Here is an 11,743-nt window from a genome sequence, read left to right as displayed (position 1 = left end):
ACATGCTGTTAGTTGGCCATGGCCCGAGCGGCAATCGCAAATGAACCAGACGATGTTACATGCGGAAACGCAACGTTACGAAACTCATGGTCATCTGACGCATTTGTCCTTCGACCGCTCACGGCAACGTGAGCGTGTGTTGAAGGAGAGACAAAATGAAAAAGCTCATTCTCGCGTCCGTGTCCGCTCTGGCCTTGCTTGGCGTCGCCGCCTGCAGTGACAGCGGTACGGACAATACCACCACCCAGAGCACCAATCCGCCGGCCGCCGAGGAACCGATGAAGCCGGCTACCCCGGAAGCCACGCCGCCGGCCGCGACGCCTCCGGCAACGGATAATTCGACCACGAAGAGCATCACACCCGAGAAGCCTGCCGAGCCGGCTCCGGCAACACCAGCTCCTGCGCCCGCGCAGTAGTGAGCAAGCAGTACTTCGTGTGATGAATGAGAAAGGCCGGCTCGCGCCGGCCTTTCTCATATTGTCCGAGCGCCGTGGCGTTCGAGTCCGATCGATTTGTCGCGCAAAGCCTGCGGCACTGTCCCGGCTTGATAGGAGCGGGCGGTGGCTCTAAGAAGCAGGCCATGTCCATTTGGGATCGCCTCGGCGAATTCATCACCCGCGTTTCATCCTCAGCCTCGTCGGGTGTCGCCGACGTGGTCGAGGCCGTGCGCACGGTTTTCGCCGGCGATGCGGATTTGCGCCGGCGTGTCGCCTTTTCGGTGGCGATGATCGCGCTGTCGGCCAAGATGGCCAAGGCCGATGGCATCGTCACCCAGGACGAGGTGCGCGCCTTCCAGGAAATATTCGAAGTGCCGCCGAAGGAGACGCGCAATGTGGCGCGGCTGTTCGATCTCGCCCAGCGCGACGTGGCCGGTTTCGAGACCTATGCCGAGCGGATGGCGCAGATGTGCGGTTCCGGGCATTCCAATTGCGTGATGCTGGAAGACATACTCGACGGTCTGTTCCACATCGCCAAGGCCGACGGGCTGGTGCACGAGCGCGAAGGCCACTTCCTGCACCGCATCGCCGAGATTTTCCGCATCGACGAAGCGCATTACGAGGCCATCATGGCGCGGCACGTCAATCTCGGCGCCGGGGATCCCTATGTCGTGCTTGGCATCGAGCGCGGCAAGCCGTTCGAAGAGGTCAGGAAACGCTATCGCAAGCTGGTTTCCGACAATCATCCGGACCGGCTGATCGCGCGCGGCCTGCCTCAGGAATTCATCAAGATCGCGACCACCAGGGTGGCGGCGATCAACGCCGCCTACGAGATGATCGAGCGGGGCCTGCGCCACGCATGAGCGGCTTTCTGCCCGACGAGCCACGTGCCGAAGTCAGGGTATCGCCGAATTTCGGCCCGCGGCGCGAGACGCCCAGGCCTGACATGATCGTGCTGCACTACACCGGTATGGCGACCGGCGCCGGGGCCGAGGCTTGGCTTTGCGACCCGGCCAGCGAGGTCTCGTCGCATTATCTCGTCCACGAGAATGGCCATATCGTGCAGATGGTCAGGGAAAGCGACCGCGCCTGGCATGCCGGCAAGAGTTCGTGGTTCGGACGCGCCGACATCAATTCCTGTTCGGTCGGCATCGAGATCGTCAATCCGGGGCATTCGCTGGGCTATCCCGGTTTTCCCCGGCGGCAGATCGATGCGGTGATCGGGCTGTGCCGTGGGATCGCCGGTCGGCATTCGATCGCCGCCGAGCGGGTACTCGCGCATTCCGATATTGCGCCGGGGCGCAAGATCGATCCCGGCGAGAAGTTTCCGTGGCGGACGCTGTTCGAAGCCGGTGTCGGTCATCTCGTGGCGGCCGCACCCGTCAGGCGAGGCGCCACTCTGACAACCGGCGACACCGGCGGCGACGTCGAAGCGTTGCAGTCGATGCTGGCGCTCTACGGTTATGGCGTTGAAATATCCAGCGTTTTCGACCGGCAGACCGAGGCGGTGGTCGAGGCCTTCCAGCGGCATTTCCGGCCGCGCAAGGTGGACGGCGTTGCCGACGGCTCGACGCTGCGGACGCTGCAAAGGCTGCTTGCTTCGGTGAGGCGCTGACCCCCTGGGAGGCCTCTCTCAAGCAATTCTTTCCCATCCTTAAGTTACAAGCTGTCACTCAAAGTGACTTGCCTGGCCTTGTTTGACACCAATTCGGGCGTCAAACGGCTGACGTGTAGATGTCGGACCCCAAGCCCCCCGGGTTGTTCCGACGTTGGTTAGGCGTTGCTGCGCGAACATCTTCGCGCGGTTCAGACAGAACAGGATCACATGCAGAAATTTACCGTTTTAACGGCAGCTCTTGCTGCCGGCGTAATGACTTTTGCCTTCAGTGCCGCAGATGCCGCGCCCCTCAGCCCGCGAGCCGATCAAGGGCCTGTCGTGGCATCCGCGAAAAGCGGCAAGGCCCCACAGGCCAGAAGCGGCAAGGCAGGCCAGGACGCCAAGGCGACGAAGCGGGCTTCCGCGAAAATGGAAAAAGCAAGCTGGTCCAAGCCGAAGAAGTCCGCCAGAAAGCAGACTAAGCGTGGCCGAAAAACCGTCGACATGACGGCAACGGCGTCGATCGGTGTCCGAAACGCGGCAGCCTCGGCGGCCGCGGTGGCCAGCAGCGGGCAGTATTCCGCAATCGTTGCCCGCTATGCGGCGATCGAAGGCGTTCCGGTATCGCTCGCCTCGGCGGTTATCCAGATCGAAAGCAACTATCGGCCCAACATCGTCGGCGGCGCCGGCGAGATCGGCCTGATGCAGATCAAGCCGGCCACGGCTCGGATGATGGGCTATAGCGGCTCCGCCAAGGGTCTGTTCGATCCCGACACCAACATCAAATACGGGATGAAATACCTTGCCATGGCGCGGAGCCTCGGCGGCGGCACGACCTGCGGCACAATTCTGAAATACAATGCCGGCCACGCCGCAACGCGGATGAACCCGGTGTCGGCAGCCTATTGCGGCAAGGTGAAGGTGCAGATGGCTGCGCTGGGATCGCCCGCATAAGTCTGCTTTTTCGTTTGCGTTTTCGGGCGTGAACCCTTTTATACGCTCTGCCAGCTGGCTGGGCGGCCGCACCCGCAAACGCCGAAAGGTCGTGGGTGAGGAAAGTCCGGGCTCCATGGAAACACGGTGCCGGTTAATGGCCGGCGGGGGCGACCCCAGGGAAAGTGCCACAGAAAGCAAACCGCCACGATCCGGCTTGCCGGATTCAGGGTAAGGGTGAAAGGGTGGGGTAAGAGCCCACCGCGCGACTGGCAACAGGAGCGGCACGGTAAACCCCACCGGGAGCAAGACCGAATAGGGGCGGTGCGGGGGGAAACCCTCGAGGGCTGTTTCCGGCTCACCGTCCGGGTAGGTTGCGTGAGGCACATGGCAACATGCGCCCAAGATGAATGGCCGCCACGTTCTCGCCTCGCAAGGGGCGAGGGCCATACAGAACCCGGCTTACAGGCCAGCTGGCAATTCTCTCCAGGATCGAAGAAAAGTCTTTGAGATCGGCAGGTTGCGCCCTTGGGTGCGCCTGTTGATTCAAGCCTGTTCAGCCCGGCATCCGTCATCAGCTCGTCGTCGGCGACTATCTCACCTCGTATCGTGTCGGTAGCGACGCGGTCGAAATCATCCGCGTGCTGCATGGCCATCGCAACATCGAAGCCGACGATCTCGGCCCGTGATAGGTCCGGTCAGCCGCTGATCTTGTCCAGTGACGTCTCGATCGCCTTCCAGAGCTCTTCCACCGGTTCGCAGCCAACCGAGAGGCGAACGAAGCCGGCAGGGACAGCATCGCCTCGCTTCAAGCGCCGCTCGGCGGAGGTGTGGACGCCGCCGAAGGATGTCGCGGCCTGCATCAAGGCGCAATTGTTGATGAAATCCTCGGCCTTGTCCTCCGAGGCGAGCTCGAAAGAGATCAGAAAACCGAAGCGCTCCATCTGGGCACGGGCAAGGTTGTGCGACGGATCGCCTTCCAGTCCGGGATAACGCAGGCCGCTGATTGCTCGGTGGCCCTGCAGCCGCCGCGCGATGACTTCCGCCGAGGAACACATGCGATCGAAGCGCACATCCAGTGTCTCCAGGCCGCGATGCACCAGCCAGGCTTCGAACGGTCCGGGAATGCTGCCGGAAACCTCGCGCCAGCCGGTCACGGCGGCGATGATATCGGCATTGCGGCTGGCGACATGGCCGAACAGCACATCGGAATGGCCGTTGGGCGCCTTGGTGTCGGCGGCAACGACGATATCGGCGCCATGGTCGAGCGGCCGTTGGCCGAACGGTGTCATGGTCGTGTTGTCGACGACAAGGATCGCGCCGGCTTTGTGAACAGCATCGGCAACGGCGGCGATATCGCAGATATCCAGCCCCGGATTGGCAGGGGTTTCGACAAACGCCAGCCGATAGCCATCGAAGCCGCCATCGAGGAAGGTCGAGGTCGGCCTGACGTCGTAGGTGATGCCGAGCGGCTTGAGGAAGCGATCGGCCAAAGCCCGCGTCGTGTGATAGCCGTCGGAAGGCAGCAGGATACGGTCGCCAGTTTTGAGCACGGCAAAGAACGCCGCCGAGATTGCCGCCATTCCTGAAGGGAAGGCGACGCAAGGTGCGTCCTCCAGATGAGCCAGCATATGTTCGACTGCGTCCCAGGTCGGGTTGCTGAATCGCCCGTACTGGTTGAAACCGGTGGCGTCGCCGGGCGCATGAAAGATGGCGGCCATGGTCAGGGGCAGGGGAATGGAATCGCCCATGGCAAGCCCGCTGTGACGCAGATGAGGAAGCGCTGCAGCGCGTGACTTTGCTGTTTCGGACATCGAATTTCCAACCTTGTTTGCGACCGGCGATATGTGGCGAGACGCTATGCCCGGCAGCGGCGCGCGGCAAGGCGCGTCCGGTTGGGCCAGGCGGCTCTAAACGGTTCGTTAGGCTTAATAGACCATAAAGACGAGACATGTCGGCGAGGCTGCTCTCATTGGTCGCGGCGCGCGTGTTTGTGAAGCCTACTCCCGTTGACGCCCATAGTGCCCCATGATATCCCATCCAGACATCAAAGCCTTCGTTCCGTGTCAGGGTAAAGCGTACGCCAATCGGGCAGCCGCGGCGGCTGCGCGTTTGCCAGTTTTTGCCCGTGCGGACGAGGCTGATACGGGGCAGGGAACGCGCCGCGGCGGCGCGGGCGACAAGATGGAGAGGGGTGCGGCGGCGAAAGCGGCTGTAGCGTTTAATGGACCGGTTTCTGTCAAACACGGTGAGCAGGATCGATGCGAAGGGACGGGTGTCCGTTCCCGCGCATTTCCGTGCGGTCGTGCAGAAGCGCGGCTATTCGGAACTCTATGCGCTGCGCTGCCTGGATCTGCCGGCGATGGATGTCGGCGGGCTCGATCTGCTCGACCGCTACGAGCAGCGCATCGCGCTCGAGGATCCCTTCCTGCAGACGGCGGACGATATGTCGTTCTTTTGCCATGGCGACGGAACCTTCTTGAAACTCGACCAGGACGGCCGCATCACGATGAGCGATTTCCTTCGCGAACACACCGGCATTTCGGCGGAAGTGGCCTTTGTCGGGCGCGGCAATTTCTTTCAGATCTGGGAGCCGGGACGGCTTGCCGCCTATGGGGCGCAGGCGCGCGCACGGCTTTTGCAGCTTCGGCAGGGGACGAAGCCTGGGGAGCGACCGGAATGACGGCAGGCCACGGCGATGACCTTCCTCACGCCGTAGGTGGGCACGCCGTTGGCGGATCGGCCCGCCACATTCCGGTTCTCCTTGCCGAAGTGCTCGAAGCACTGGCGCCGGCGCAGGGCGACCTCATCATCGACGGCACGTTCGGCGCCGGCGGCTACACCAGGGCCATTCTGGCGACGGGCGCCTCGGTTGTGGCGATCGACCGCGATCCGGATGCAATCGATGCCGGGCGCGATCTGGAAGTGCAGTCGGGCGGTCGGCTGCGGCTGGTGCAGGCGCCGTTCTCGACGCTGGACGAACATGTCGAGAGCGCCGACGGCGTCGTGCTCGACATTGGCGTGTCCTCTATGCAGCTCGACCAGGCGGAGCGCGGGTTTTCGTTCCGCGCCGACGGGCCGCTCGACATGCGCATGGCGCAGGCTGGTTTGAGCGCCGCCGACGTCGTCAATTCCTTCAAGCCAGGCGACCTTGCCCGTATCTTCGGCTTCCTCGGCGAGGAGCGCCATGCCGGACGCATCGCCCGCATGATCGAGGCGCGCCGCGAAAAGCGTCCGTTCGAACGGACGCTGGAACTCGCCGACGCCATCGAGACGCATATCGGCCGGGCGCCGAAGGACAAGATCCATCCGGCGACGCGCGTGTTCCAGGCGCTGCGCATCTTCGTCAATGACGAGCTTGGCGAACTTGCCAAGGCCTTGTTTGCGGCCGAACGTGCGCTGAAGCCGGGCGGTCGGCTCGCCGTGGTGACCTTCCATTCGCTGGAAGACCGCATCGTCAAGCGTTTCATCGCCGACCGGGCCGATGTCGCGACCGGCTCGCGTCACCTGCCCGAGGCGCATGCGCGTACCGCGACTTTCCGCAAGGCGGGCGGCGGCGTGACGGCCGGCGACGCCGAGGTGGCGGCCAATCCGCGCGCCCGTTCGGCTAGGCTGCGCGCGGCGATCCGCACCGAGGCCTCGGCGCGCAGCAGTGATTTTTCGATTTTCGGCCTTCCAAAGCTTCCCGGTATCGACCGGCCGGGGGAGAGGTAACACGTGTTTCGTACCAGCGACATTGTCCTGATCGCCGTCATGGTTGCGGTCGCGGCCCTTACCTACAAGGCCAAGCGCGAGGCCGAGGAACAATTGGCTTCGGTGCAGAAGATCCATGCGCAGATACGCTATGAGGAGGACACGATCGACCTGCTCAAGGCCGACTGGAGCCTGCTTACCCAGCCGTCGCGGCTGCAGAAGCTGGCTGAACTCTACAAGTCGCAGCTCGAACTCGAGCCGGTCAGCGCCCGCCAGATAGGCGGCATCGGCGACCTGCCGGCCAAATCCCTGGACATTCAGGACATCCTGAACGGACGCCAAGGTGGTATGGCCGACAATTCCGACCAAGCGCCTTCGGACAGTAAGGATCCCGTCGTGACTGGAGGCATCGCCCAATGATCGGCAAACTGCTGAAGCGTCGCTCCAGGACGAGTGAAGATGGATCGATCGTGGTCGAGGGCGCCCGCAAGGCGACCGGCGGCAAGGGCAGGACGCGCATCGTCATGACGATGGCGGTGTTCTTCGGCATCTTCTCGACCATATCAGGGCGGCTGGTCTATCTCGGCTTCCAGACCCCTGATATGTCGGGCGGTCCGCAGAGCCGGGTGACGGCATCGCGGCCCGACATCGTCGACCGCAACGGCGAAGTGTTGGCCACGGATATCAAGACGGCGTCGCTGTTTGCAGAACCGCGCCGGATTGTCGACGCCGACGAGGCGATCGAGAAGCTGTCGACGGTGCTTCCGGACATCGACTATGAGCAGACCTATCATAAGCTGAAGAGCGGCGCCGGTTTCGTCTGGCTGCAGCGGCAGCTGACGCCCAAGCAACAGTCCGACATCATGCAACTCGGCATTCCCGGTTTCGGCTTCCGCACCGAAAAGCGCCGCTTCTATCCGAGCGGCGAGACCTCGTCCTACATTGTCGGCCTCACCAACATCGACAACCAGGGCATCTCCGGAATGGAGAAATATGTCGACGAGCAGGGGCTGAGCGACTTGCAGGCATCGGGCCTTGCCATTGCCAAGGATCTCAAGCCGGTAAAGCTTTCGATCGATCTGCGCGTGCAGCATGTGGTGCGCGACGAGATCGCCGCCGGCCTGGAGCGCTATCGTGCCATGGGCGCCGGCGCCGTTGTGCTCAACGTCAAGACCGGCGAAGTGGTGGCCATGGCCTCGGTGCCGGATTTCGATCCGAACAATCCCTACAATGCACAGGACAAGGACCGGCTGAATCGCATGTCGGCGGGCCTCTACGAGATGGGCTCGACCTTCAAGAGCTTCACCTCAGCCATGGCGCTCGATTCCGGCAAGGCGACGATGGCGAGCCGCTTCGATGCTTCGCATCCAATCCGGGTCGGTCATCAGGCCATTCACGATTTCCACGGCAAGAACCGTGTGCTGTCGTTGCCGGAGGTGTTCCTCTACTCGTCCAACATCGGGTCGGCCAGGGAAGCCGAGATGGTCGGCATCGAGGGGCATCGCGAATTCCTGCACCGCCTTGGCATTCTGGACAGGATGCAGACCGAATTGCCGGAGACTGCCCGTCCGACTGAACCGAAGGTCTGGAAACAGGTCAATTCATTCACCATCGCCTTCGGCCATGGCGTGTCGACGACGCCGCTGCAAGCGGCTGTGGGCTGCGCGGCGTTGATGAATGGCGGCTTTCTGATGAACCCTACCTTTCTGGTGCGGACGCAGGCGGAAGCGATGGCCACCGCCAAGAAAGTGGTGAGCGAAAAGACCGTCGAAGGCATGCGCTACCTCTATTCGCTCAATGCCGAGAAGGGCTCTGCCCGAAACGCCAGAGTCCCTGGCTACCGCGTTGGTGGCAAGACCGGAACGGCCGAGAAGGTCGTCAATGGCCGCTACTCCAAGGACTTGAATTTCAACACTTTCGTCGCCGCCTTCCCGATGGACGATCCGCAGTATCTGGTGTTTACCATTGCCGATGCCCCGCACCCGGAAAAGCCTGGTATGACGGATGTCGCGGCCGCAAATGCTGGGGTCATGGCCGGCAATATCATCAGGCGTTCAGCTGCCATGCTTGGCGTGAAGCCAGATTTCAGCCATGAAAATGGTGCAACGCTGGTTTCCTATCAGTGATTCTTAGGGCGCGCCGGCAACAGCGCGCTATTTTGTTGCGGTGAACGGGACTCGATGAAGCTCAGAGATCTAGCCGGTATCCTGCCCGTCGAGGGAATCGCTTCCGTCGATCTGGAGGTTACAGGGATTTCTTCGGATTCCCGCCAGGTAAAACCGGGCGTTGTCTTTTTTGCGCTCGCCGGAACCAAGGCCGATGGTGCCGTTTATGCCGCCGACGCCGCCTCGCGCGGTGCGGCCGCGATCGTGGCGGGCAAGGGCAGCACCATTGCCGGGCTGTCGGTTCCGGTATTGGCGGTCGACGATCCCCGCCTGGCGCTGGCGCTGAGTGCCGCCCGTTATTCCGGCAAGCAGCCTGAGACCATCGTCGCGGTGACCGGCACCAGCGGCAAGACCTCGGTCGCCGCCTTCACCAGGCAGATCTGGGAGCAGGCCGGTTATGCCGCCGCTTCGATCGGCACCACCGGCGTGGTGGCGCCTGGACGCAACGATTATGGCTCGCTGACGACACCCGATCCGGTCGCCCTGCACCAATTGCTGCGGGAATTGGCGGATTCCGGCGTCACCCACGCCTCGATGGAAGCCTCCAGCCATGGGCTCGACCAGCGCCGCCTCGACGGCGTGAAGCTGGCCGCCGGCGGCTTCACCAATCTCGGCCGTGACCATATGGACTATCATCCGACCATCGAAGACTATCACCGCGCCAAACTGCGTCTGTTCGACACGCTGCTGCCGAAGGGCGCACCAGCCGTGATCTTCGCCGACGATCCATGGTCGGCGCCGACGACCCTGGCCGCACAGGCCGCCGGGCTCAATGTGCTGACGGTCGGCCGCCATGGCGATTTCCTCAGGCTGAAGCGGGTCGAGCATGAACGCCATCGCCAGCGGGCCGAGGTCGAGGCCGATGGCGTGCTCTACGAGATCGACCTGCCGCTGGCCGGTGATTTCCAGATTTCGAACGCGCTGGTTTCGGCGGGTCTTGCCATCTCCACGGGAACACCTGTCGCCAAGGCCTTGATGGCGTTGGAGAGACTGAAGGGCGCGCCGGGCCGGCTCGACCTCGTCGGCACCACCGCCAGCGGCGCGCCGGTCTATGTCGATTATGCCCACAAGCCCGACGCGCTGGAAAACGTGCTGGCCTCGGTGCGCCCATTCACCACCGGCCGCGTCATCGTCGTGTTCGGCTGCGGCGGCGACCGCGACCGCGGCAAGCGACCGATCATGGGCGAGATTGCGACGCGGCTTGCAGATGTCGTCATCGTCACCGACGACAATCCGCGCTCCGAAGTGCCGGAAACGATCCGCGCCGCTATTTTGGCCGCTGCTCCAGGTGCCATCGAGATCGGCGACCGGCGCCACGCGATCCACGAGGCGGTCGCCATGCTGCATGCCGGCGACACGCTGATCGTGGCCGGCAAGGGCCATGAGGAGGGCCAGACGGTCGGCTCAGAGACCTTGCATTTCTCCGATCACGAGGAAGTCCGCGCGGCACTCGTGGAGCGTGCCGCATGAGCTTGCTGTGGACCTCCGAGGCGCTGGTTGCCGCCATGGACGGGCGGCCGCTCGGGCCGATGCCGGACGGCATTTCAGGCATTTCGATCGACAGCCGCAGCCTGCAGCCGGGCGACGCCTTCTTCGCCATCAAGGGCGAGGCGATGGACGGCCATGACTTCGCAACCGCCGCCATCAAGGCCGGCGCCGGCGTGTTGGTGGTGGCCGAAGGCAAGCTGCCGTCGCTCGGCCGGCTGACGGCGCCGATCATCGTCGTCGAGGACGTGCTGGTCGCGCTGGAAAAGCTTGGAGTTGCGTCGCGCGCCCGCTCGAGCGCGAAAATCATCGCTGTGACCGGTTCGGCCGGCAAGACCACCACCAAGGAAGCGCTGCGCCATGTGCTGCAAGCCGCCGGCAAGGTGCATGCCTCGGCGCAGTCCTTCAACAATCACTGGGGCGTGCCGCTGACTTTGGCACGCATGCCCGATGATTGCGACTATGCCGTGTTCGAGATCGGCATGAACCATCCCGACGAGATCCGTCCGCTGGTCAAGATGGTGAGGCCGCATGTCGCCATCGTCACCATGATCGCGGCCGCCCACTTAGGTTTCTTCCGCAATCTGGACGAGATCGCCAAGGCCAAGGCCGAGATTTTCGAGGGGCTGGAGCCCGAGGGGGCCGCCGTCCTCAACCGCGACGATACGCGCTTCAAGCTGCTCGACAAGATGGCCCATGCCGCCGGTGTCGAGCACATCTACGGCTTCGGCGAGAATGCGCGCTCTACCTTCAAGCTCACCAAATGCGAACTGCATGCGGATCATTCCGACATCATCGCCAGGATCGGCGGCCACGAAGTGTCGGCGCGGATCGGCGCGCCCGGCCGCCATATGGTGCAGAACGTGCTGGCGGTGCTGGGTGCGGCGCATCTGGTCGGCGCCGATCTCGACAAGGTGGCTTCAGCACTGGCCGATCTTTCGGCCGAACGCGGGCGCGGCAAGCGCCATGTGCTGCGCCTCCCCGGCGGGCCGATCACGCTGATCGACGAGAGCTACAACGCCAATCCGGCATCGATGGCTGCTGCGATGGCATTGCTCAACGCGACGCCTGTGACGGGCGAGGGCCGCCGCATCGCCGTGCTCGGCGACATGCTCGAACTCGGCGACCATTCGCCCAAGCTGCATGCAGTCCTTGCCGAACTCATCGTCGGCACCGGGACACAGACCGTCTTCCTCGGCGGCCCGGAAATGCGGGCGCTGGCCGAAGCGCTGCCGGCTGAGATCAAGACGGAATACCGCGCTGGTGTCGAGGAGCTGAAGCCGGTGCTGCTTGCCGCGCTTAAGCCGGGTGACGTGGTGATGATCAAATCGTCGAAGGGCATCGGTTTTGCAAAACTGGTCGATGCGCTGCTGGGCAAATTCCCGGCTGAATCGACAGCCAGAAAACAGACCTAGGTCGGGGGACGAAAACGC

General features: G+C 63.5%; 11 protein-coding genes and 1 other RNA gene. 11 read left to right on the top strand and 1 reads right to left on the bottom strand.

Annotation, left to right across the window (positions count from 1 at the left end; genetic code table 11):
- The first annotated feature begins 155 nt into the window (after nucleotides 1–155).
- From EOA13_RS23090 to rnpB, 5 genes are all read left to right on the top strand, one after another.
- The gene (locus tag EOA13_RS23090) at nucleotides 156–416 is read left to right on the top strand and encodes a hypothetical protein (RefSeq protein WP_081734943.1); all 261 of its coding nucleotides are present in this window, start codon (nucleotides 156–158) and stop codon (nucleotides 414–416) included.
- A 164-nt stretch (nucleotides 417–580) separates the two neighbouring features.
- On the top strand, nucleotides 581–1,300 hold the full coding sequence (locus EOA13_RS23085; protein ID WP_023813154.1) for a DnaJ family molecular chaperone: 720 nt from the start codon (nucleotides 581–583) through the stop codon (nucleotides 1,298–1,300).
- On the top strand, nucleotides 1,297–2,052 hold the full coding sequence (locus EOA13_RS23080; protein WP_127296020.1) for an N-acetylmuramoyl-L-alanine amidase: 756 nt from the start codon (nucleotides 1,297–1,299) through the stop codon (nucleotides 2,050–2,052). Before EOA13_RS23085 ends, EOA13_RS23080 begins: the two co-directional genes overlap by 4 nt.
- 210 nt (nucleotides 2,053–2,262) lie before the next feature.
- Nucleotides 2,263–2,988: a lytic transglycosylase domain-containing protein gene (locus EOA13_RS23075; RefSeq protein WP_127296019.1), complete on the top strand. Its 726-nt coding sequence runs from the start codon at nucleotides 2,263–2,265 to the stop codon at nucleotides 2,986–2,988.
- Between the two features lie 50 nt (nucleotides 2,989–3,038).
- Nucleotides 3,039–3,448: RNase P RNA component class A (rnpB, locus tag EOA13_RS23070), an RNA gene on the top strand.
- A gap of 217 nt (nucleotides 3,449–3,665) precedes the next feature.
- Here rnpB and EOA13_RS23060 read toward each other — a convergent pair.
- Nucleotides 3,666–4,781 carry a cystathionine gamma-lyase gene (locus EOA13_RS23060; RefSeq protein ID WP_127296018.1) on the bottom strand — a complete coding sequence of 372 codons (1,116 nt, stop codon included), beginning with the start codon at nucleotides 4,779–4,781 and terminating at the stop codon, nucleotides 3,666–3,668.
- A 410-nt stretch (nucleotides 4,782–5,191) separates the two neighbouring features.
- Here EOA13_RS23060 and mraZ point away from each other — a divergent pair, with 410 nt between their 5' ends.
- From mraZ to EOA13_RS23030, 6 genes are read left to right on the top strand one after another with little or no spacing between them, the layout of a single operon-like run.
- The gene (mraZ, locus tag EOA13_RS23055) at nucleotides 5,192–5,650 is read left to right on the top strand and encodes a division/cell wall cluster transcriptional repressor MraZ (RefSeq protein WP_013530948.1); all 459 of its coding nucleotides are present in this window, start codon (nucleotides 5,192–5,194) and stop codon (nucleotides 5,648–5,650) included.
- Nucleotides 5,647–6,681, top strand: a complete 1,035-nt coding sequence (rsmH, locus tag EOA13_RS23050; protein WP_127296017.1) for a 16S rRNA (cytosine(1402)-N(4))-methyltransferase RsmH — start codon at nucleotides 5,647–5,649, stop codon at nucleotides 6,679–6,681. The genes mraZ and rsmH overlap by 4 nt, the downstream gene beginning before the upstream one ends.
- Nucleotides 6,682–6,684: 3 nt before the next feature.
- Nucleotides 6,685–7,080 (top strand): hypothetical protein, encoded by a 396-nt coding sequence (locus EOA13_RS23045; RefSeq protein ID WP_127296016.1) that lies wholly within the window; start codon nucleotides 6,685–6,687, stop codon nucleotides 7,078–7,080.
- Nucleotides 7,077–8,786 (top strand): penicillin-binding protein 2, encoded by a 1,710-nt coding sequence (locus tag EOA13_RS23040; RefSeq protein WP_127296015.1) that lies wholly within the window; start codon nucleotides 7,077–7,079, stop codon nucleotides 8,784–8,786. Before EOA13_RS23045 ends, EOA13_RS23040 begins: the two co-directional genes overlap by 4 nt.
- A gap of 54 nt (nucleotides 8,787–8,840) precedes the next feature.
- A complete protein-coding gene (locus tag EOA13_RS23035) occupies nucleotides 8,841–10,295 on the top strand; it encodes a UDP-N-acetylmuramoyl-L-alanyl-D-glutamate--2,6-diaminopimelate ligase (protein ID WP_127296014.1) in 1,455 nt (484 codons plus the stop codon).
- Complete coding sequence (locus EOA13_RS23030; protein ID WP_127296013.1) at nucleotides 10,292–11,725, top strand: UDP-N-acetylmuramoylalanyl-D-glutamyl-2,6-diaminopimelate--D-alanyl-D-alanine ligase; 1,434 nt, start codon at nucleotides 10,292–10,294, stop codon at nucleotides 11,723–11,725. Before EOA13_RS23035 ends, EOA13_RS23030 begins: the two co-directional genes overlap by 4 nt.
- Nucleotides 11,726–11,743 lie beyond the last annotated feature (18 nt).

The organism is Mesorhizobium sp. M7A.F.Ca.US.011.01.1.1 (assembly GCF_003998295.1).
Classification (GTDB): Bacteria; Pseudomonadota; Alphaproteobacteria; order Rhizobiales; family Rhizobiaceae; genus Mesorhizobium.
Note: the sequence above shows the minus strand (reverse complement) of the source record. Positions and strands in the feature narration are given on the sequence as shown.

What these genes read in the sequence shown, in the direction of transcription:
- EOA13_RS23090 (WP_081734943.1), top strand. Translation starts at nt 156, where the DNA reads ATGAAAAAGCTCATTCTCGCGTCCGTGTCCGCTCTGGCCTTGCTTGGC.
- EOA13_RS23085 (WP_023813154.1), top strand. Translation starts at nt 581, where the DNA reads ATGTCCATTTGGGATCGCCTCGGCGAATTCATCACCCGCGTTTCATCC.
- EOA13_RS23080 (WP_127296020.1), top strand. Translation starts at nt 1,297, where the DNA reads ATGAGCGGCTTTCTGCCCGACGAGCCACGTGCCGAAGTCAGGGTATCG.
- EOA13_RS23075 (WP_127296019.1), top strand. Translation starts at nt 2,263, where the DNA reads ATGCAGAAATTTACCGTTTTAACGGCAGCTCTTGCTGCCGGCGTAATG.
- EOA13_RS23060 (WP_127296018.1), bottom strand. Translation starts at nt 4,781, where the DNA reads ATGTCCGAAACAGCAAAGTCACGCGCTGCAGCGCTTCCTCATCTGCGT.
- mraZ (WP_013530948.1), top strand. Translation starts at nt 5,192, where the DNA reads ATGGACCGGTTTCTGTCAAACACGGTGAGCAGGATCGATGCGAAGGGA.
- rsmH (WP_127296017.1), top strand. Translation starts at nt 5,647, where the DNA reads ATGACGGCAGGCCACGGCGATGACCTTCCTCACGCCGTAGGTGGGCAC.
- EOA13_RS23040 (WP_127296015.1), top strand. Translation starts at nt 7,077, where the DNA reads ATGATCGGCAAACTGCTGAAGCGTCGCTCCAGGACGAGTGAAGATGGA.
- EOA13_RS23035 (WP_127296014.1), top strand. Translation starts at nt 8,841, where the DNA reads ATGAAGCTCAGAGATCTAGCCGGTATCCTGCCCGTCGAGGGAATCGCT.
- EOA13_RS23030 (WP_127296013.1), top strand. Translation starts at nt 10,292, where the DNA reads ATGAGCTTGCTGTGGACCTCCGAGGCGCTGGTTGCCGCCATGGACGGG.